The following is a 20,268-nucleotide window of genomic DNA, read 5'->3' as shown; positions in this document are numbered from 1 at the left end:
TCAGCCGGCGGCCCGTTCCCGGTCGGCGGCCCGGCCCAGCGCCACCATCCGCAGCGTCTCCTCGCGCCGGCGCACCAGCAGCACCCCGGCCAGGAAGGCGACCGGCGGCACGAGCACCAGCATGAGCCACTGGGCCGGCACCAGCGGGATGGTGTGTCCCATGTGCATGGTGGACACCGACCAGCCGGCCAGCGTGGTGTCGATGACCAGGGCCAGCGCGGCGACCGGCGCCAGCAGCACGGCGATCCGCCGGCGCACCGGCGCGGCGAGCGTCGCCACGGCGACCACGACGGCCAGGGCCGCGGCACCGAGCCCGGCCACGTAGAGCCAGATCACCAGCTCGCTGCGGGCTTCCAGCCCGTACAAGCTCTGGTAGCTCGTCAGGCCGTCCCGCACCTCGAACAGCGGGCTGGTCACCCGATTCAGCTCCAGCAGGGCGAGCGCCACGACCGGACCGGCCACCAGGGCGGCCAGCCGCCGTGGCCCGAGCACCGCGGGCGCCCGGCGCGGCGGCGCGGGCACGGTGAGCGCGGCGGCGGCCACCACGGCGAGGACGAACTGGGGCAGGGTGTCGACGACGTACGTCGGCTGGTCGACGACGCCGGGCCCGACCAGCACCGCCCAGCCGGCCACCCCGGCCCACGCCAGACCGGCGGCCACCCGGGGCAACCCGGCCAGCGCGGTCACCGCCACCGCCGCCCAGCCGGCCACCCGCAGCCAGTCGACGAGATCGGGGCCGACGCCGCGCATCGGCGGCGGCAGGGACGGGTCGACCAGGAGCTGGTCGAGCAGGTTCCGCCCGGCCGCGGCGCAGAGGATCAGCGCCAGCAGGACGCCGGTGACGGCGGCGGCGTCGACCCAGGCCGGCTCGGTGAACCCCCGTGCGCCCACCCGCAGCCGGGCCCGGAGACCGGCCCCGACCAGGTCGACCGTGTCCCGCAGCCCGGGCCGGGTCTGCCCCGGCCGCGCGTCGGCGAGGAGGACCGTCACCATCTCCTCCTCGTACGCCCGGCGGTGTTCCCAGGGGTGGACGGCGAGCAGCCGGCGGTAGCGGCGCTCCAGCTCGGCGGCGCTCACGCCACCCCTCCCCCCGGCAGCAGGCCGGCGGCGCGCAGCCGGCGGCCGGCGGTGTCGGCGTTGCGGCGCAGCCGGGTCACCTCGTCGGCGAGCCGGGTCGCGCCCAGCGCGGTGAGGCGGTAGTAGCGGCGCAGCCGGGTCTGCACCACCTCCTCGCGGTCGACCTCGATGAGACCGTCGGCGCGGAGCCGGTCGAGGACGGCGTAGAGGGTGCCGGCGCGCAACCGGACCCGCCCGTCGGAGATGCGCAGCACGTCCTCGATGACCGCGTAGCCGTGCCGCGGTGTCTCGGCCAGCGCGGTGAGGACCAGGAACGTCGGTTCCCGGAGGGGACTGTCGGTCATGCCGGCGAGCATATACCGACTATCGGCATATACGCGGTACCGTCACTTGGCCGGCCGGCTGCCGTCCCCCTCGGCGGCCGCCGCGACGCTCTCGGTGACCGGCCCGAGCACCGGCCCGACCGGCGTCGCCTGCTCCGTCGGGCCCGCTCCGGTGCGCCCGCCCGGACCGGCCTGCCCGCCCGGACCGGCCTGCTCGCGGCCCTCGCCGGCGAGCCGGTCGAAGAAGCGCAGCAACTCGACCGGGAACGGCATGACCAGGGTGCTGTTCTTCTCCGCCGCCACGTCCACCACCGTCTGGAGCAGCCGGAGCTGGTACGCCCCCGGCGTGTTCGCCATCGCCCGCGAGGCGTCGGCGAGCCGCCGCGACGCCTGGAACTCGCCGTCCGCCGCGATCACCCGGGCCCGGCGCTCCCGCTCCGCCTCGGCCTGGCGGGACATCGACCGCTTCATCCCCTCCGGCAGCGACACGTCCTTGACCTCCACCCGCTCGATGAGCAGGCCCCACGGCTTCTCCGTGGGCGCGTCGATGACCGTCTTCAGCTCCGCGTTGATCCGGTCCCGGTCGCGCAACAGGGTGTCCAGGTCCGCCTTGCCGATCACCGACCGCAGCGCGGTCTGCGCGACCTGGAGCACCGCCGACGGGTAGTCACGGACGTTCACGAGCGCCTTCACCGGGTCGACCACCCGGTAGTAGACGACCGCGTCGACGGTGAGCGTGACGTTGTCCCGGGTGATCACGCCCTGCGCGGGCACCCCGATCACCGTGGTCTGCATGCTCACCCGCACCATCCGGTCGGCAACCGGGATGATCAGCTGGAATCCCGGCTGCCGGATGCGCTCCAGCACCCGGCCGAAGCGGAACACGACGCCGCGCTGGTACTGCTGCACCAGCCGGATGCTCAGCGAGGCCACGAGCACCACGAGCACGATGACGATGACCAGCACGACGACGGCGGCGGCTGCCATGGTCCCCCTCGATCCCGGAGGCGCCCGCCTCCCGGCCGCGCGCGTACCCGCTCCCCCGCACTTCACGCCTGCCGCAGGGCCCGCACCGGTCCGCCCGCCCGCCGCCGCGGCCGCGAATCTTGGCGACTTACCGTCTGCAGCGAACGGAAACTCTCCAAGATCGGAGTGTGCGCCCTGGTCAGTCCTGCATCGGGCGGTGCTCGGCGATCCACCGCTCCACGTCCCGCTTGCGCCAGACCTTGCCCATCTGGAGAACGGCGACCGGGTCGGGGAATCCCTTGGCGTTCGTGATGACGTTGACGCGCTGGCGGCTGATGCCGCCGAGCATGTCCCGAATCTCCGCCGCGCCGACGAGGTCCATGACATTGACGGTAGACAGCGGCGTGTGTTATGCGAGCGCCAACGTCACGAGACGTTGACATGTGACTACAGCGACGGGGAGCATGGGGGCATGCCCCGGCTAGACACATCACCCGGCGTCCATGCCCTTCCCGCCCTGCTCGCGCACCAGGCGATCCGTCCGCTCTGGCACTGCCGACGAGGCTGCGGGACCTGGCCGTGCCAGACGGCGAGGCTTGCCCTGCGGGCGAGCTACGACGGCGATCCGGTGGGACTGGCCGTACACATGGCCGGCTGCCTGTTCGACGCCGCGAGCGACCTGTACCGCCTCAACCCCGACGACATGCCCGGCGCGGATGCCTTGTACGTGCGGTTTGTGGGGTGGACACGGCGACGGCTGGTCGAGTGAGCCCTCGTCGCGGCGGTTCAGAAGCGGCGGTCGATCGGGATGCCGTGCGGTGGGGCCTGGCGTAGCAGCCAGACCGGGTTGCTCGCGCCGACGATCTCCCCGTCGCGTCCCCGGACCTGCGTGCGGACGTACACGCCGGCGCCGACGTCGACGGACAGGTCGTGCCAGCCCTCGCGAAGCTGCCGCCACGGCACCTGTCCGGTCCGGATCGCGGGGGTCGGGTCCGCGACGCCGGCCCGGTCGACCGTGCCGGTGACCACCTCCACGGTCGCGCCGGCCGGCAGGTCGGTGGCGCGCAGCCGGACGGTCGGGTCGGCGTCGGTGAGCACCACGGCGCCCATCGCGCTGCGGCCGCCGACCTCCAGGTCGAGGGCGCCCCGGTAGCGCGCCAGGTCGGTGAACCAGGCCTGCCCGGCGCGCAGCGCCGCCACCAGGTCGTCGCGGCCGGTTGAGGCCGCCCAGACGTACGTGACGTGCCGCTCCCGCCCGGCCCGCCAGTCGGTGCCGTCGTGGTCGTCGGTCACCCCGACGGCCGTGACCGGGATGGCGTTGCGGGCCGCCACGTCGTACGCCCAGAGGTGGTCGTCGACCGGGTTGCGTCCGATCTCGATCAGGTCGACGCCGAGTGCGTGCCGCTCCACCAGCAGCCGGGCGAGGGACTCGCGGCGTTCCACGTCGAGCGGGTGGTTCCAGCAGACCACCCCGCCGTGGCCGTGCAGGAACTCCACCATCCGCTCGGTCGCCCCGGCGTCGTTGTCCCGGTAGGGCGGCGACGGGAAGGGTGGCAGCGTCTGGTCGCCGCCGAACCAGTTGAGGTGCCGGACCATCGACACCTCGTACGCGCGGTGGTGGGTGACGCCCGGGTACGCCCCGGCGTAGCCGCGCAGCACCTCGGCCCGCAGCTCCTCGCCGCCCTGCCCGGCGCGCCGGGCCCGGTCGAAGACCAGCCGGTCGACCACGAACGCCCCGCGCGCGCCGGCCGCGACCTGCACCCCGAGGCGCAGCCCGCGCAGCGAGTTGTCCCCGGCCACCAGGTCCGGCCAGAGCCGTCGCACGTCGGCCAGCAGGTCGAGGGTGTGCCGCCGCCAGGCGCCAGCCGCGGCGGGCAGGTCGACGGTGCCGTGCCGCCCGTCGGCCCGGTGCCGCGGCTCGGCCGCCGCGCCGAGGCGATAGCGGAGCACGAGCTGGCCGGCGGGGCGGCCGGCGCCGGCCGGGTGGTGGGACAACGCGATCTCGACGATCAGCGTGGCGTCCGGGCCGGCGGCCTCGGGCAGGACGTCGAGGTGCAGGGTGGTGTCGGAGATGTTCCCGGTGTGCGTCCAGTTCCACGCCTTGCCGGCGTACCAGAGAATGCCGGCGCCCGCGGCGGTGAGCCGCAGCGCGCGGCCGGGGTCGCCGTCGGCGTGCGGGGCGGGCACGAAGTCGGCGGCGGACGCGGTGAGCCGGCCCTCGGTGGACGCCTTCCAGGTCCAGGCCAGCCCGCCCTCGGGTTCCTCCGGGCCGTCGAAGTGGACGGTCCGGCGGTGGTCGTGGGCGGCGACGCGGAAGTCGTGGTCGGTCCACCAGAGCACGTCGACGGCGTTGCGGCGGGCCTGGTCGAGGTGGGCGGCGTAGCTGGCGACGCCCTCGCTGAACGAGGCGTGCAGGTGCATGGCCATGCTGATCGGCCGCCGTCCGCGGGCCGGCGCCGGCGGGTCGCCGGTGGCGGCCAGGCCGACCGGCACGCCGATCCCGGCGACCGCGAGGCCACCGGCGGCGGCGAGGAGGCTCCGCCGGTCCAGCCGCGCCCGTTCGCCCATGCCGCTCCCCCGCTCCCCGTGCCGGCCCGGGCCAGCGTACGGACGTCCGCGCCGGCCCGGCATCCGGCGATCGTGCGGACCGCGGAGCACGGCGGGCCAGTGCGGGTAGCGGGCGGCGAAGGGCCGGGCCGCGTAGCGATCGGTAAAGGACTGCGGGTTCAGGCGGCGTAGCGGGCGGCCAGGTCGATCACGCGGCGGGCGGCGGCCACCATGGCGCGGTCGGCGAACCGCCCGTCGGGCAGCACCACGGTGCCGGAGTCGCGCAGCTGCGCGTCGGCGACCGCGTCGAGCAGTTCCCGGGCCCGGTCCACCTCGCGGCCGGCGGGGCGGAACGCGGCGGCGATCACCGGCAGTTGGCGCGGGTGGATGGCGGCCCGGCCGAGGAAGCCGAGCCGCCGGCCGGCCGCGCAGGAGGCGGCCAGCCCGTCGAGGTCGGCCACGTCGGCGTACACCGACATGGCCGGCGGCGGCAGGCCGGCCGCGCGGGCCGCCACCACGATCCGGCCGCGGGCCCAGAGCAGGCCGTCGTCGTCGGCGACGCCCAGGTCGGAGCGGAGGTCGGCCTCGCCTAGCCCGAGCGAGGCCACCGCCGGGTGGGCGGCCGCGATGGCGTACGCGGACTCCAGCCCGACGGCCGACTCGACCAGCGGGTGCAGCGGGGCGTCGACCCGGGCGGCCACCGCGGCCACGGTCGCCGGTGACTCCACCTTGGGCAGGCGCAGCCCGGCCAGCCCCGGCCGGCCGGCGACGGCGGTCAGGTCGGCGTCGACGTCCGGGCCGGTCAGCTCGTTGACCCGCACCTGCACAGGCAGCGGCTGCGGGTCGGCGAGGAATTCGGCGACGGCGTCCCGGGCGTACGCCTTGCGGCCGGCGACGACGGCGTCCTCCAGGTCGAGGATGACCGCGTCGGCCCCGGCGGCGACCGCCTTGGCGAACCGGTCGGGCCGGTCGCCGGGCACGTAGAGCCAGGTGAGCAGCATCAGATCACCCCGCGCTCGCGCAGCGCGGCCAGTTCGTCGCCGGTCAGGCCGAGCGCGCCGAACACCGTGTCGGTGTCCTGACCGTGCCGGCGGCCGGCGTGCCGGATCTCCCCCGGGCTCTCCGACATCCGGAACGGCACATTCTGCATCCGCACCTCGCCCAGTTCCTCGTCGGGGACGGTGACGACGGTGCCGAGCGCCGCGTACTGCGGGTCGGCGAGGATGTCCCGCACGTCGTAGACGGGGGCCACGGCGGCCTGGGCCGCCTCGAACGCGGCCACCACCTCGTCGCGGTCCCGCTTCGCCACCCACGCACCGACCGCAGCGTCGAGTTCGTCGGCGTGCGCGGCCCGGCCGCTGCCGGTGGCGAACCACGGCTCGTCGACCAGTTCCGGGCGGCCGACGAGCCGGACCACCCGTTCGGCGATGCTCTGCGCGCTGGTGGACACGGCCACCCACCGCCCGTCGGCGCAGCGGTAGGTGTTGCGCGGGGCGTTGTTGTTGGACCGGTTGCCCAGCCGGGGCTGCACGTAGCCGAGCTGGTCGTACCAGGTGATCTGCGGGCCGAGCATCGCCATGATCGGCTCGATGATGGCGAGGTCGACCACCTGGCCCCGGCCGGTCAGGTCGCGGCCGCGCAGGGCCAGCATGACCGCGTACGCGGCGGCGAGCGCGGTGACCGAGTCGGCCAGCCCGAACGGGGGCAGCGTGGGCGGCCCGTCGGGTTCCCCGGTGGCCGCGGCGAACCCGCTCATCGCCTCGGCGAGGGTGCCGAACCCGGGCCGGGGCGCGTACGGGCCGATCTGCCCGAAGCCGCTGATCCGGGCGATGACCAGCCGGGGGTTGACCGCGTGCAGCTCGTCCGGGCCGAGACCCCAGCGTTCCAGGGTGCCGGGGCGGAAGTTCTCCACCAGCACGTCGGCGTCGGCGAGCAGCCGGCGCAGCAGCTCGGCGCCCTGCGGGTCGGAGAGGTTGAGCGTGACGGTCCGCTTGTTGCGGCCGAGCACCTTCCACCACAGGCCGACGCCGTCCTTCGCGGGGCCGTGCCCCCGGGACGGGTCCGGCTTGGCGGGATGCTCCACCTTGACCACGTCGGCGCCGAAGTCGCCGAGGAACGCGGCGGCCAGCGGGCCGGCGAAGAGGGTGGCCAGGTCGACGACCTTGACGCCGTGCAGCGGGGCGGTCGTGGTCATGGCGTCCCCTTCACCGGGTCGACGGCGGCCAGGAACACGTCGCCGTTGCCGAGCGCGGCGCCGCCCGCGGGTGTGCCGGCGGTGCGGCCGCTGACCAGCAGCCGGCCGTCGGGCCCGACGGTGGCGTAGACGTTCTCCTCGCCGAACGGGTCGGCCGCGTCGTCGCGGGCCGTGCCGTACTGGGCGACGGCGACCTGCCGGCCCTTGCCGTCGAGGCGCAGGGTGAGCACGTCCGCGCCGCCGGCCGGCACGCCGAGGGTGCTGCCGGTGAAGCCGACCACCGCGACGGTGCCGTCGGCGAGGGCCAGCACGTCCGTGCCGGCGTCCGCGCCGCGCCCGCCGGTGACGGTCCGCCAGCGCTGCGCGCCCTTCGCGGTGTACGCCACGGTGAGCACGTCGCCCGCCGTGGCGCCGGTGGCCACGACCTGGCCGGCGCCGGTGACGGTGACGCCGCCGAGCAGGTCGTCGCCCGTGCCGCCGGCCACGGTGAGCCAGTCGCGCGTGCCGTCCGGGGTGAACCGGGCGAGCCAGCCGTCGGCGCCGCCGAGCGCTGTCGTGCCGGGCAGCGCGCCGGACGTGCCGCCGGCCACGTAGACGCCGTTCGCGTCGGCCGCGACGGCGTACGCCTTGTCCTCGCCGGGGCCGCCGAACTGCCGGGTCCAGGCGAGGGTGCCGTCCGGGGCGATCCGGGCGAGCACGGCGTCCTTGTCGCCGGCGCTCGTCCCGCCGAACGCGCCGCTGGTGTAGCCGGCGACGTAGGCCCCGCCGTCGGGGGCGGCGGCGATCGCGTAGAACCGGTCGGCCTTGGCGGGATCGCCGGCCTGGGTCAGCCAGGCCCGCTGCCCGGTGGCGGTCAGCTTCGCCACGAACGCGTCGTCGGCGGGGCTGCCCGGGTGCCGGCCGTCGAGGTCGCCGCGGGTGTACCCGGCGGTGAGCACGCCGCCGTCGGGCAGCGGCACGGTGCCGTAGAGCCGGTCGTTGGCGGTGGTGCCGAACTGGCTGGTCCAGCGGACCGTACGGTGGTCGGCGGCGAGCCGGGTGACCACGGCGTCGAGGCCGCCGGCGTACGGCTGGCCGGCGACGGCCCCGGAGGCCGCGTAGCCGAGGGTGACGTCGCCGTCGGCGTGGGCGGCGACCCCGCCGGCCCAGTCGGCGCCGGCGGTGCCGTGCACCGGGGCGGGCAGCCCGGCCGGCGGGGTGACGCTGAGCGTGGCGGCCAGGTGCTTCAGGCCGTCGACGAACGCGGGCCGCCAGACGTCCCAGTCGTGCCCGCCGTCGAGGACGCGGAACTCGGCGGCGACGCCGTCGGCGCGGCGAACGGTGTTGTAGAGGGTCGCCGCCTCGTAGTCGAGGTCGTGCGCGGCGTCGGCCGGGTCGGGGTTGGCCCACTCGTCGTCGCCCACGGCGATGAACATCCGCACCGGCGACTCCGGGTCGAGGCCGGGCAGCAGGGCCGGGTAGTTCAGCCGCTCGTACACCTCGTCGGAGAAGGGCTGGTCGCCGTCGCCGAACGCGCCGTACTCGCGGGCCGAGGAGTCGGCCGGCGGCAGCGGCCGGTAGACGGCGGGGCTGAGCACCAGCGCGTTGGCGAACAGGTCCTGGTGGGCGAGCGCGTAGCGCAGCGCGCCGGCGCCGCCCATCGAGTAGCCGCCGACCAGCCGGGCGTCGCGGTGCGCGGCGGTGCGGTAGGTGGCGTCGACGTGGGCCACGAGGTCGCGGGTGAGCGCGGTCTCCACCGGCCGGCCGGGGCGGTCGGCGCCGGTGTACGCGGAGTCGACGTACCAGTTGCCGCGCTCGCTCCACGGCGCGTCCGGCAGCACGGCGATCACCGGCGGCACCTCGCCGTCGGCGATGAGCCGGTCCAGGTCGCTCTTCACCCGGGTCCACGCCTGCATGGTGTCGCCGCGCCCGTGCAGCAGGTAGAGCACCGGGTAGCGGGTGCCGGCGTTCGCCGCGTCGGCGTAGCCGTGCGGCAGGTAGACGGTGTAGTCGATGTCGGCGCCGAGGGCCGGCGAGGGGGCGGCGGCGGTGGTGAGGGTGCCGGACCGCTCCTTGCCGGCGACGGCGGTCTCCGGCGCGAGGCCGGCGAGCCCGACGGCGGTCAGCAGGGCGACGAGGGCGGCGCCGGGGCGCCAGGCTCTTCTCATCCGAGGGCTCCTTGGGGCAGGTCGGCGGCGCAGCGGAAGCCGATCGAGGCAGAGCGGGTCAGGCCGGCGCCGGTGAGCAGCAGCTTCACCGACACGTCCGGCGGCTGCGGGCCGCCGTCGAGATACCAGTCGGAGCCCTCCGCCCGGTAGGCGCAGCCGCCCTTGAGGATGACGAACCGGGTACGCCCGTCGGAGTGCTCGCTCTCGGTAAGGTTCCAGACGAGGGGTTCCCGCCGGGCCAGCAGGCCCGCCTGGGCGGCCACCTGCCACTCGTCCTCGGTGGGCAGCCGCAGCCCGGCCCAGTCGGCGTACGCCCGGGCGTCGGCGAGGTCGACCCCGGTGACCGGGGCGTCGGCGGGCCCCTGCCCGGCGGTGAACCGCTCGGGCCGGACCGGCCGGTAGCCGGTGGCGGCGAGGAAGCGGGCGTACTGGCCGTGGGTGACCTCGTGGGTGTCGATGGCGAAGCGGCCGAGCCGGACCTGCCGGCGCAGGGTGCCGGTGTGGTGCAGGCGCGGCGGCAGCGGCTTCCACTCGTCGACGTACGGGGCCTCGCCGTAGAGGCCGGTCTCCCGGACCCGGTGACGCACGGTCAGCTCGTGCCGGCCACCGGGGACGGTGACCATGCCGTCGGGCAGGGCCGCGAGGGGCGACCAGGGGGTGCGGGCGCGCACGGCGGCGCGGGCCGGGAACGACGGGTCCCCGGTCGGCGGCTCGTGCCGGGGCACCGGCGTCTCGGTGGCGACCACGGCGGCGATCGCCCCGGCGGGCAGCGTCCCGCCGACGGCGACCCGGCCGTCCTCCTGTTCGGTGACGGTCAGCTCGGCGCCGGTGACCAGGTCGACGAAACGCCCCGGCCGGGCGTCGGTGAGCAGCCAGGGGCCGTCGTGGTCGGCGCCCCGGTTGACCACCGTCCAGAGCGGCTGGTCGTCGTGGGTCCAGCGGGACGCGTAAACCTGGCCGGCGCCGGGGTGGTCGGCGAGCGGCACCCAGTCCTCGGCGCGCAACCACGCGGTGTGGCTGGCCTGCACCCGGCGCATGGCCCGCAGCACGGCCCGGTCCCGCTCGTTCCAGCCGACCCAGACGCCGAAGACGCTCTCCCAGACCAGCACGCCGCAGCCGTTGAGCCAGGCGGAGTGCAGCTCGTCGAGGTGGTCGCGGTGCCAGCGGCGGGTGTGGTGCAGGACGTGCCGGCGTTCGAACCACTTGGCCCGCAGCACGCCGGGGGTGTCGGAGTCGGCGAACCACTGCGCCCAGGACATGGCGTGGTCCTCGATCCGGGCCAGCGGCACCCGGCTCTCCCCCTCCAGGACCAGGCCGGGGCGGACCGCGTCGAGGGCCTTGCGCAGCTCGCCCGCGCCCTCCTTGAGGGTGTCCAGGAAGACGCCGTCGACGCCGAGCCGGTCGGCCAGCGCGGCTACCTCCTCGGCGTCGGCGCCGGGCTCCCGCCGCGTGCCGGTGTCCCACGGGTTGTAGTCGACGAACACCCGGACCCCGGCGGCCTGGAACGCGCGGACCACCTCGGGCAGCTCCGGCACGTCGCGGTACCAGTCGAACTGGTTGCGCTCGTCCAGGCCGATCACCGGGTACGCGTGCCAGAGCACCACCCCGTCGAAGCCGCCGAAGTCGCGCCGCGCCGCGTCGAGGAACGCCTCGACGGTGAACTCCCCGCGGTCGTGGTCGTACAGCGTCTCGTCCCAGAGCCAGGCGAGGCAGACGCTGAAGCAGTCCCCGGCGATCTCGTCGTAGTGCGCGCCCGTGTAGCCGAGCCGGGCGCGGGCGTCGGCCCGCCACCGGGTGAGCTGCTCCCGCCAGGCGGGCCAGTCGGCGGGGTCGTCGGGAGCGGCGAAGATCTTCGCCTCGTCCAGGGTGGTCAGGTCGGCGTGCCCGCCGAGCGGGACCTCGGTGGGCTGGTCGATCGGCCGCGGCACGTACGGGTTGAAACTCACTGGACCTCTCCGTAGGTGGCGGCGGCGAGCGCGTCGATGGCGGCCCGCTCGGGCAGGGCGGTGGAGGCGCCGGGTCGCTCGGCACAGGCCGCGCCGGCGGCGCACGCCCAGCGCAGCACGGCCGTGGCGGTGTCCCCGGTGAGCCCGCCGCGTTCGGCCAGGGCGACCGCGAGCGCGCCGGTGAACGCGTCACCGGCGGCCGTGGTGTCCACCGCGTCGACCTTCGGGGCCGGCACCTCGATCCGGGCGCCGTCCCGGTCGGCGTAGGCGGCCCCGCGCGCGCCGAGGGTGAGCACCACCCGGGGCACGAGGCCGACCAGCGTGTCGAGCAGCGCCGCCGGCTTGTCGGTGAACACCCCGGCGACGACCGCGGCCTCGTGCTCGTTGACCACCAGCACGTCGACGAGGTCGAGCAGTTCGGCGGGCAGCGGCCGGGCCGGGGCGGCGTTGAGCACCACGGCGGCGCCGCCGGCGCGGGCCCAGCCGGCGGCCCGGGTGACCTCCGCGAGGGGCACCTCCAGTTGCAGCAGCAGCACGCCGGCCGCCGCCACCGCGTCGCGGTCGGCGTCGTCGAGGGTCAGCGCGCCGTTCGCGCCGGGTGCGACCACGATGCAGTTCTCCGCCGCGTGGTCGACGGCGATGAGCGCGACCCCGGACGGCCCGTCGACGGTGCGCAGGCCGGCCACGTCGACGCCGGCGGAGGCCAGGTTGTCCCGCAGCAGCCCGCCGAACCCGTCGCCGCCGATCGCGCCCACGAAGGCGCAGTCGGCGCCGGCCCGGGCGGCGGCGACCGCCTGGTTGGCGCCCTTCCCGCCGGGCACCATCCGGAAGTCGTCGCCGAGCACGGTCTCGCCGGGGCGGGGCAGCTGCGGCGCGGTGACCACGAGGTCCAGGTTGGCGCTGCCGACCACGACCACCCGGGCGCTCCGGGTCGGCTCTGTTCGCGACTGCGGGGCTCGCAGGCCCGGCTCACTCCTCGCGCTCACGCCGCACCCCGGTGGGCCAGGGCGAGGGTACGGTCGGCCAGGGCGTCGAAACCGATGCCGTCGAAGCCGGCGATGCTGCTGGCCAGCCGGTTGCGCAGCGGCGCCACCCAGCGCCCCGGCAGCCGGGCGGCGCCGGTGAGCGCGCCGGTGACCGCGCCGACGGTGGCGCCGTTGGAGTCGGTGTCCCAGCCGCCGGCGACCACCGCGCAGATGGACCGTTCCAGGTCGCCCCGCCCGTACGCGAGGGCCGCCGCGACCAGGGCCGCGTTGTTGCGGACGTGCACCCAGTGCAGGTGGCCGTGCCGCGCGTAGAGGGTGTCCACGATGCTCTCCCAGTCGTCACCGGCGGCGCCCAGGGCGCGCGCCTCACGGACGGCGGCGGTGAACCGGCTGCCCGGGGGCAGCACCGACTCGCCGGCGTCCAGCACCGCGTCGACGTCACCGGCCACCGGCGCGGCCGCGGCCAGGGCGGCCACCCAGATCGCCCCGTACGCCCCGGCCCGGACGTGGCTGACGGCCGCGTCCCGCCAGGCGGCCTCGGCGGCCCGGTCGGGGCGGCCCGGGTTGGTCCAGCCGTACACGTCGGTGCGGATCTGCGCGCCGATCCACTCCCGGAACGGGTTGTGCCGGCGGGCGGTGTCCGGCGGGGTGAGGCCGAGCAGCAGGTTGCGGTAGGCGACCCGCTCGGCGGTGAAGACCCGCCCGGCGGGCAGCCAGTCCAGCCAGGCCTGGGCCACGTCGGCGCTCGTGAAGCCGGGTCCGTGGGTCTCCAGGACCCGCAGCGCCAGTAGCGGGAAGTTGAGGTCGTCGTCCTCGGGCATGCCGGCGATGTTCTCGGCGAGGCTGGTCGGTGCGCTGCGCCGGTTCCACGGCCAGCGGGCGGCCACGTCGGCCGGCAGCCCCTGCGCGGTGAACCAGTCGCGCAGCGGCCACCGGCCGGTGGCGGTGAGGATCTCCCGGATCCCGTGGCGGGGGATCTTCTCCACCGGCTTGCCGAGCAGGCAGCCGGCCGCCCGGCCGAGCCAGCCGCCGTGCAGCCGGTCCCGCTCGACGGTGGTCGGCAGGTCCCAGGCGCCCGGCCAGGTCTTGCGGACCCCGTCGAGGTCGTCGGGCTCGTCGGTCGCGTCCGGGCCGGGCAGCGCGTCGGCCGCGTCGAGCAGGTCGACGGCGAGGGCCCGCAACGCCGGCGGGGCCGGCACCGGCGAGGCCCCGCTGACCGGGGCCGTGACGTCGCCGCCGGCCGCCGCCCAGCGGTCGGCCAGGGCGGTGACGTCGCGGCCCTCGTCGCGGCTCGCGGCCAGTTCGTGCGGCAGCAGGTCCTCCGGCTGCACCCAGGTCAGCCGCAGGCCGCCGGCCGTCCCCCTCGGCCGGCCGGCGGCCGCCGCGCCGGCAGCGCTCATGCCAGCCCGCCGAACCGCTCGGCGCGCCGGGCGAAGCGCTCCCGGTCGCGGTCGAACACCTCGGTGGCGACCTCGGCGAGGACCCTCGCGGGCTCGATCAGGTCGGTGCGGGACGCGGTCGCGACGACGTCCGACCACTCGGCCGGCACGGCGGTCGCGCCGCCGAGCGCACCGGCGATGGCGCCGGCCATGGTGGCGGTGGAGTCGGCGTCCCGGCCGTAGTTGACCGAGCCGAGCACGGCCGCCCGGTAGTCGCCGCCGGCCACGACGAGCATGCCCAGCGCCACCGGCAGTTCCTCGATGGCGTGCAGCCGGCTCGGGCGGCGGGCGCCCAGGCCGGGGCTGCGGTACTCCTCCCCCACCGTGTCGTAGGGGGCCACCGCGGCGCGCAGCGCCGGGATGGCGGCCTTCCAGTCGTCGTGGCCGCGGGCCTCCTTGACCACCGCGTCGATGGCGGCGCGGGTGCCGTCGCGGGCCAGGTCGAGGGCGGCGGCCACGACGTCGTCGACGCTCGCGCCGGGGGTCGCGGCCGCGGCGACCGCGGCGGCGAAGACCGCCGCGGCCTCCCGGCCGTAGCTGTGCTGGTGCGCCCCGGCGATCTCCACGGCCTCGGCGTACGCCCCGGCCGGGTCGCCGGCGTTGACGATGCCGACCGGCGCCATGTACATGGCGGCGCCGCAGTTGACGATGTTGCCGACGCCCGCCTCGCGCGGGTCGGCGTGGGCGTGGTGCAGGCGGGTGACCAACCACCGCTCGGCCGCGGCCAGGCGGTGGAAGGTCACCCCCTCCCGCTCCAGGTCCGGGATGTACACCACCCGCTCGATCAGGTCGGGTACGAGCAGTTCCACCACGTCGTACGCGTCGAGGTGGTCCCGCTTGGCCGCGTACGCCCGGACCAGGGCGTGGGTCATCAACGTGTCGTCGGTGATGTGCCCGTCGCCCTTGTGGTACGGCGCGAGTGGCCGCGCGGTGGCCCAGTCGGCGTGGTACGGGGGGACGATCCCCTCGACCCAGCCGCCGAAGCGGGCGCGGATCTGCTCCGGGAGTGCCGTCTCGGTGGCCCCGCCGAGGGCGTCGCCCACGGCGGCGCCGACCAGGCAACCGACCGACGTGTCGAGCAAGAGTGACATGGTTACCTCAGAACCTGCTTGCCACCGTCGACCAGCTGCGTGCCGAGCTGGTCCAGGGTGATCTTGTTGGCGAAGTACTGCTGGAGGGCCGGGGTGGCGTACTTGGTCTTCCACTCCGGGTAGCCGTCGGCCTTCTGGAACGGGGCGACGGTCAGGTCGGCGGCGCTGTCCGCGGCGACGTCCCAGCCCTGCTTGCCGTTCGTGAGCTTGACCAGCTCCTGGTTGGCCTGCTTGCCGGTGGGCACCAGCCAGTCACCCTTGGCCAGGGCGGCCATGTTGGTCGGGTTCAGGAACCACTCCAGGAACTGCGCGGCCTGCTTCTTGTGCTTGCTGTCCTCGGCGATGGACAGGGTCTGCGGGTTGGCCGCCTGCTTGGCGGAGAGGCCCTTGATCGGCGGGAGGGTCACCCACTCGAAGCCGGCCGGGGCCTGCTCGACCATCTGCTGGCGCAGCGAGACCGAGCCGGGGAGCATGGCGTACTTGCCGCCGAAGAAGCCGGGCAGGGTGTCCGCGCCGCTCATGCCCAGCGCCTCCGGGGAGGCCGACTTGCTGGTGTAGAGCATGTCGTGGATCCGCTTCGGCACCTCCTTCTCCGCGTCGCCGACCTTGACCTCGGTCTTGCCGCCGTCGCTGTAGAAGAACTTGCCGTCGTAGTTGAGCGCCAGGTTCAGCACCCGGTTGGTGGGCGACTTGAGCGCCCACGCGGCGCCGTACTGGCCGGGCTTGGTGAGCTTCTGGGCGTTGGCCTGGAACTCGTCCCAGGTCCAGCCGCCGTCGGCGGGCGGCACGGCGATCCCGGCGGCGTCGAGGAGCTTCTTGTTGGCGATGACGACCTGCGACTCCAGCAGGAACGGCACGCCGGTGACCTTGCCGTCGAAGGTGGCGGTGTCCCAGACGCCCGGGTCGATCTGGCCCTTGAAGTCGTCGCTGAGCAGCTTGGAGACGTCGGTCAGGTAGCCCTGCTTGCTGAACTCGCCGATCGCCGAGGCCTCGTAGTGCACGACGTCGGCCACGTCGCCGCCCTCGAACGAGGTGACGAGCTGGTCGTGGATGGAGTTCCAGTCGCCCTGGACGTACTCGACCTGGATGTCCGGGTGCTCGGCGTTCCACTTGGCGACCAGGTCCTTGTTGGCCTGCAGCGACTCCTTCTGCCAGGCGAGGCTGAGGAAGCGCAGCTTGACCGGGCCGGACGAGTTCTCGTCCTCACCGCCGCCGTCACCGCACGCGGTGAGGGCGCCGAGCCCGACGACCGCGACCGCGGCGGCCGCGGCGAGTCGACGGAACCTGCTACGGAGCATGGGGGATTCCTCCTTGGTGATGGGTGTGGGGGATGTGGTGGTCAGCCCTTGACCGCGCCGGCGAGCGACCCGGACGAGAGGCGGCGTTGCATGACCGCGAAGAAGATCAGGCTCGGCAGGGTGGCCAGCAGCGAACCGGCCGCCAGGGGGCCCAGGCGGGCGGTGCCCTCGATGCCGACGAACCGGGCCAGGGCGACCGGTAGGGTCGCCAGCTCGGGTGTCTTGACCAGCACCAGCGCGAAGAAGAACTCGTTCCAGGCGGAGATGAAGGAGAACAGCGCGGTCGCCACGATGCCCGGCGCGAGCAGCGGGAAGACCACCCGGCGCAGCACCTGGAGCCGGCTGGCGCCGTCGACGCTGGCCGCCTCCTCCAGCTCGCGCGGGATGTTGCGGACGAAGCCCTGGAGCATCCACAGGGCGAACGGCAGCGCCCAGACCACGTAGATCAGCACCAGCCCGGCGTGGGTGTTGGCCAGCCCGACCTGCCGCAGGATCAGGAAGATCGGGATGATCAGCAGCACGAACGGGAAGAGCTGCGACAGCAGCACCCAGCCCAGCGCGACGGTGCCGAGCCTGGTCCGGAACCGCGCGAGGGCGTACGAGGCGGGCAGCGCGACCAGCACGGTGAGCACCGCCGAGGCGAGCGACACCTGAAGGCTGTTCAGCGCGGCCCGGCCGAGCTGCTGCTCGGTGAACGCCTGCACGAAGTTCTGCACGGTGGGGTTGCTCGGGATGAGCGTGGGGTGCAGCCGCACCAGCTCGCGCGGCGGCTTGAACGCGGTGGAGAGCAGCCAGACCAGCGGGAACCCGAGGAAGATCAGGTAGCCGGTCAGCGCGACGTACTGGAGGGTCCGCCCGGTGCGGCTCGGCTTTCCGAACATGTCAGTTCGCCTCCCGGAGTCGGCGCCGCAGGTAGACCGCGAGCAGCGCGACGATGATCACGACCATGACGTTGCCGAGGGCGGCGGCGTAGCCGTAGTTGCCGTAGCGGAACGCCTCCTCGTAGGCGAAGAGCATCGGCAGCATGGTCTTGCCGCCCGGCCCGCCCGCGGTGAGCACGTAGACCAGGCCGAACGAGTTGAAGTTCCAGATGAAGTCCAGCGAGGTGATCGCCACGACGACGGGCGCGATGGCGGGCAGGGTGACGTTGCGGAACCGGTGCCAGGTGCTCGCGCCGTCCACGGCGGCCGCCTCGTGCAGCTCGCGCGGCACGCCCTGCAAGCCGGCGAGGAGCACCACGGTGGTCTGCGGCATGCCGGCCCAGACGCCGACGAGGATGACCGCGGGCAGCGCCGTGCTGAAGTCGCCGAGCCAGTTGGTGCGCAGCCCGTCCGCGCCGACCCGGTGGAAGAACTCGTTCAGCAGGCCGGCGTCCGGGTGGTAGACCAGCTTCCACAGGATCCCGACCACCACCGGGGGCATCGCCCACGGCACCACGGCCAGCACCCGGGCCAGGCCGCGGAAGCGCAGTTGCTGGTTGAGCAGCAGCGCCAGGCCCAGGGCGAGCACGAACTGGAGCACGGTCACCCCGACCGCCCAGAGCAGGCCGATCTTGAACGAGTTCCAGAACAGCTCGTCGCCGAGCAGCTCCCGGTAGTTGGCCAGCCCGGTGAAGCTGATCTCGACGTTGCGGCCCGCCCGGGCGTCGGTGAAGCCGAGGTAGATGCCCCGCACCAGCGGGAAGACCGACAGCACCACGATGGGCAGCAGGGACGGGAGCAGCAGCAGGTAGATGCCGAGCCGGTCGGAGCGGGACCGGGCCTTGCGGGGCCCGTCGGCGCGGGCGACGTCGGGCCGTTCGGCCACCGTGGTCATGCCGTCACCTCCGGGGTACGCGGCGCGGGCGCCGGCTCGGCCGGCGCGGGAACGGACAGCGGTGCCGTTGCGCTGGAGGCGCGCACGGCGAGGCTGGGGGCGACCTGCTCGCGGCGCGGCGGCAGGGCCGGGTCGGCGATGCGCGACAGCAGCAGTTCGGCGGCGCGGCGACCGCGCTCGGCCGAGCCGAGGGAGACGCTGGAGAGCTGCGGGAACGTCATCCGGGCCAGCTCGGTGTCGTCCATGCCGACCAGCGCCACGTCGTCGGGGACGCGCCGGCCGGCGGCGAGCAGGGCGTGCAGCGCGCCGACGGCGATGAGGTCGTTGGCGCAGACCAGCGCGTCGGGGGCGGCCCGGGCGAGGAGGCGTTCGGTGGCGGCCCGACCGGCCGCGTAGCGGAAGTCGCCGACCTCGACGAGGCGCTCGTCGAGCGCGATGCCGTGCCGGGCGAGGGCGGCCCGGAAGCCGGCGTCGCGGGCCGCGCCCGGGACGGTGTCGAGCGGGCCGTTGACGAATCCGATCCGCCGCCGTCCGGCGGCGACCAGGTGGTCGACGGCCAACCCCACGCCGGTACGCGAGTCGGTGCGGACGTTGTCGACGGGCGCGTCGGCGGCGAGCTGCCCGACCACGACCACCGGCACCGGGCTGTCGACCAGCGCGGCGAGGTGGTCGTCGGTGACCCGGATCGGCGAGACGATCATCCCGTCGACGTAGCGGTGGGCCAGCCGGCGCAGCAGGGCGGTCTCGTTGTCGATCCGCCCGCCGGTGGCGTGCACCAGGAGCTGCCGGCCGGACGCGGCGACCACGGACTCGATGGCCCGCATCATCTCGACGTACACCGGGTTGCCGATGTCCTCGACGGCGAGCGCCACGAGGCCGGTGCGCTGCGACTGGAGGGAGCGGGCGATGGCGTTGGGCACGTACCCGACCTCGGCCGCGGCCTCGCGCACCTTACGGATGGTCTCCGGGCTTCCGCCGACGCCGTTGAGCACGCGCGAGGCGGAGGCGATGGAGACACCGGCGCGGGCGGCGACGGTGTGGACGGTGGGCCGGCCGTCGGCCGACTCCTGTAAACGTTTACGACCCACGCCCCGCACCTCCAGCTGCTTGCTGTAAACGTTTCCGGGAGTCTGCGCCCAACGGAACGACGAGGTCAAGGGCTCGTTACGAAAACGTTTCCAACAGTGCTGGCCTAGCTAGGTCCACTTCAGGTCGCCGAGGTAGCGGCATCCCGCCGGCCCCGACCCCGCCAGCTCGGCGAGATGGCGGCAAGTCAGCGTCGGGCTGCCGGGGTGTGGGCGGCGAGCGGGCGGCCGGTGAGGCGGCGGATCGCCAGGTAGGCCTCGCAGCCGAGGCAGAGCCTGAACGCCGCGTTGAGGAACGCCGCGGCGAGCGCCGCCGCGGTGGCGACCAGCCCGAGCAGCGGCACGCCGGCCAGCCAGCCGATCGCGCCGGCCGTGGCGAAGGCGAGGCCGACGAGCTGGGCGAAGCGGACCGGGGCGGCCGGCTCCAGCTCGGCCGGCGGGGCCAGCCGGGGCGCGACCAGGGCACGGAAGAGCAGGCCGTACGGGCCGGTCCGCGGGTGGGCGGCGGTCAGCGCGAAGACGACGGCCTGGGCCAGGACGAGCCAGCCGGAGCCGGTGACCAGGGCGACGGCGAGGACGACGGTGGTGACGGCGGCGGCGAACCGCGGCCCGCGAGGGTCGAGCAGCATGAGGGCTTCCGTTCGGTGGCGTGGGGGTCGGTCAGGCGGTGGCGATCGGCGCACAGAGGCTCGCCGCGAGCCGCCCGTGGTCCACGACCCGCCGCCGGATCAACCGGACCCCGGTCACGCCCCCGCCCCGGCGGTGAGCGGCGCGAGCGCGGCGAGCAGGTCCGCCCGGTCCGGGACGCCCGCGGCCCGCCGGACGATCCGGCCGCCGCCGTCCACCAGCAGCACCGTCGGGGTACGCCAGACGTCCAGCTCGCGGGCCCGGTCGAGGTGCTCCTCGACGCCCACCTCCAGCAGGGTGACGCCGTCGAGCCGCGCTGCGACGTCCTCGAGCACCCGGCGGGCGGCCCGGCAGGGCGCGCAGACCGGGGCGGAGAACTGGACCAGCGTGACCACACCGGGGCGGACCCCGAGAGCGGCCAGCGCGGCCCGGTGCGGCGCGTGGCCGGCCGGGGACACGGCCCGCAGCCGGCCGTCGCGGCGGCGTCGCCACCAGCCGAAGGCGGCGGCGGTCGCGAGCACCGCGACGAGCACCAGGACACCGGTCAGGCGGGGCGGCTGCACGGCTCCAGGCTGCCACGGCGACCGGCGGCGGAGGGCTCGCCGTCCCAGCCACCGGACGTGACATCGCCTACTCCCGCGGTAGGAGAGAAGGTCCCGCGATCAGCGATAGTCGCATTTGTCCTCTGGCGCGCCGGCCGATTCTGGCAATATTCTCCACTTCGCGC

Annotated in this window: 19 protein-coding genes; 1 reads left to right on the top strand and 18 read right to left on the bottom strand. The window is 75.2% G+C overall.

What is annotated here, in order from left to right; translation table 11 throughout:
* From ABZ452_RS24315 to ABZ452_RS24300, 4 genes are all read right to left on the bottom strand, one after another.
* Positions 1–1,077 carry a hypothetical protein gene (locus ABZ452_RS24315; RefSeq protein ID WP_357947025.1) on the bottom strand — a complete coding sequence of 359 codons (1,077 nt, stop codon included), beginning with the start codon at positions 1,075–1,077 and terminating at the stop codon, positions 1–3.
* Positions 1,074–1,421 (bottom strand): PadR family transcriptional regulator, encoded by a 348-nt coding sequence (locus ABZ452_RS24310; RefSeq protein ID WP_357947022.1) that lies wholly within the window; start codon positions 1,419–1,421, stop codon positions 1,074–1,076. Before ABZ452_RS24310 ends, ABZ452_RS24315 begins: the two co-directional genes overlap by 4 nt.
* 42 nt (positions 1,422–1,463) lie before the next feature.
* A complete protein-coding gene (locus ABZ452_RS24305) occupies positions 1,464–2,387 on the bottom strand; it encodes an SPFH domain-containing protein (RefSeq protein ID WP_357947020.1) in 924 nt (307 codons plus the stop codon).
* Between the two features lie 178 nt (positions 2,388–2,565).
* Positions 2,566–2,748, bottom strand: a complete 183-nt coding sequence (locus ABZ452_RS24300) for a hypothetical protein (protein WP_357947017.1) — start codon at positions 2,746–2,748, stop codon at positions 2,566–2,568.
* A gap of 90 nt (positions 2,749–2,838) precedes the next feature.
* Here ABZ452_RS24300 and ABZ452_RS24295 point away from each other — a divergent pair, with 90 nt between their 5' ends.
* The gene (locus ABZ452_RS24295) at positions 2,839–3,135 is read left to right on the top strand and encodes a hypothetical protein (protein ID WP_357947014.1); all 297 of its coding nucleotides are present in this window, start codon (positions 2,839–2,841) and stop codon (positions 3,133–3,135) included.
* Positions 3,136–3,152: 17 nt separating this feature from the next.
* Here ABZ452_RS24295 and ABZ452_RS24290 read toward each other — a convergent pair whose 3' ends face one another.
* From ABZ452_RS24290 to ABZ452_RS24225, 14 genes are all read right to left on the bottom strand, one after another.
* Entirely contained in the window at positions 3,153–4,934 is a 1,782-nt protein-coding gene (locus ABZ452_RS24290; protein WP_357947011.1) for a hypothetical protein, read from the bottom strand.
* A gap of 158 nt (positions 4,935–5,092) precedes the next feature.
* Positions 5,093–5,914 (bottom strand): aldolase/citrate lyase family protein, encoded by an 822-nt coding sequence (locus ABZ452_RS24285; protein ID WP_357947009.1) that lies wholly within the window; start codon positions 5,912–5,914, stop codon positions 5,093–5,095.
* Positions 5,914–7,107 carry a CoA transferase gene (locus tag ABZ452_RS24280; protein WP_357947006.1) on the bottom strand — a complete coding sequence of 398 codons (1,194 nt, stop codon included), beginning with the start codon at positions 7,105–7,107 and terminating at the stop codon, positions 5,914–5,916. Before ABZ452_RS24280 ends, ABZ452_RS24285 begins: the two co-directional genes overlap by 1 nt.
* Positions 7,104–9,254: an alpha/beta hydrolase-fold protein gene (locus tag ABZ452_RS24275; RefSeq protein ID WP_357947003.1), complete on the bottom strand. Its 2,151-nt coding sequence runs from the start codon at positions 9,252–9,254 to the stop codon at positions 7,104–7,106. The genes ABZ452_RS24280 and ABZ452_RS24275 overlap by 4 nt, the downstream gene beginning before the upstream one ends.
* Complete coding sequence (locus ABZ452_RS24270; RefSeq protein ID WP_357947001.1) at positions 9,251–11,200, bottom strand: SUMF1/EgtB/PvdO family nonheme iron enzyme; 1,950 nt, start codon at positions 11,198–11,200, stop codon at positions 9,251–9,253. Before ABZ452_RS24270 ends, ABZ452_RS24275 begins: the two co-directional genes overlap by 4 nt.
* Positions 11,197–12,162, bottom strand: coding sequence for a PfkB family carbohydrate kinase (locus ABZ452_RS24265; protein ID WP_357947301.1), 966 nt, complete (start codon positions 12,160–12,162; stop codon positions 11,197–11,199). Before ABZ452_RS24265 ends, ABZ452_RS24270 begins: the two co-directional genes overlap by 4 nt.
* A gap of 20 nt (positions 12,163–12,182) precedes the next feature.
* On the bottom strand, positions 12,183–13,586 hold the full coding sequence (locus tag ABZ452_RS24260) for an ADP-ribosylglycohydrolase family protein (protein WP_357946998.1): 1,404 nt from the start codon (positions 13,584–13,586) through the stop codon (positions 12,183–12,185).
* Positions 13,583–14,716: an ADP-ribosylglycohydrolase family protein gene (locus ABZ452_RS24255; RefSeq protein ID WP_357946995.1), complete on the bottom strand. Its 1,134-nt coding sequence runs from the start codon at positions 14,714–14,716 to the stop codon at positions 13,583–13,585. The genes ABZ452_RS24260 and ABZ452_RS24255 overlap by 4 nt, the downstream gene beginning before the upstream one ends.
* 2 nt (positions 14,717–14,718) lie before the next feature.
* Complete coding sequence (locus ABZ452_RS24250) at positions 14,719–16,014, bottom strand: sugar ABC transporter substrate-binding protein (RefSeq protein ID WP_357946993.1); 1,296 nt, start codon at positions 16,012–16,014, stop codon at positions 14,719–14,721.
* A 41-nt stretch (positions 16,015–16,055) separates the two neighbouring features.
* The gene (locus ABZ452_RS24245) at positions 16,056–16,895 is read right to left on the bottom strand and encodes a carbohydrate ABC transporter permease (protein WP_189196988.1); all 840 of its coding nucleotides are present in this window, start codon (positions 16,893–16,895) and stop codon (positions 16,056–16,058) included.
* A gap of 1 nt (position 16,896) precedes the next feature.
* Positions 16,897–17,829, bottom strand: a complete 933-nt coding sequence (locus ABZ452_RS24240; RefSeq protein ID WP_357946990.1) for a sugar ABC transporter permease — start codon at positions 17,827–17,829, stop codon at positions 16,897–16,899.
* Complete coding sequence (locus ABZ452_RS24235) at positions 17,826–18,917, bottom strand: LacI family DNA-binding transcriptional regulator (protein WP_357946987.1); 1,092 nt, start codon at positions 18,915–18,917, stop codon at positions 17,826–17,828. The genes ABZ452_RS24240 and ABZ452_RS24235 overlap by 4 nt, the downstream gene beginning before the upstream one ends.
* Positions 18,918–19,102: 185 nt before the next feature.
* Complete coding sequence (locus tag ABZ452_RS24230; RefSeq protein WP_357946985.1) at positions 19,103–19,543, bottom strand: DUF4395 domain-containing protein; 441 nt, start codon at positions 19,541–19,543, stop codon at positions 19,103–19,105.
* A gap of 114 nt (positions 19,544–19,657) precedes the next feature.
* Entirely contained in the window at positions 19,658–20,104 is a 447-nt protein-coding gene (locus ABZ452_RS24225; protein WP_357946982.1) for a thioredoxin family protein, read from the bottom strand.
* Positions 20,105–20,268 lie beyond the last annotated feature (164 nt).

This window comes from Micromonospora sp. NPDC005707 (assembly GCF_040631005.1).
GTDB lineage: Bacteria > Actinomycetota > Actinomycetes > Mycobacteriales > Micromonosporaceae > Micromonospora.
Note: the sequence above shows the minus strand (reverse complement) of the source record. Positions and strands in the feature narration are given on the sequence as shown.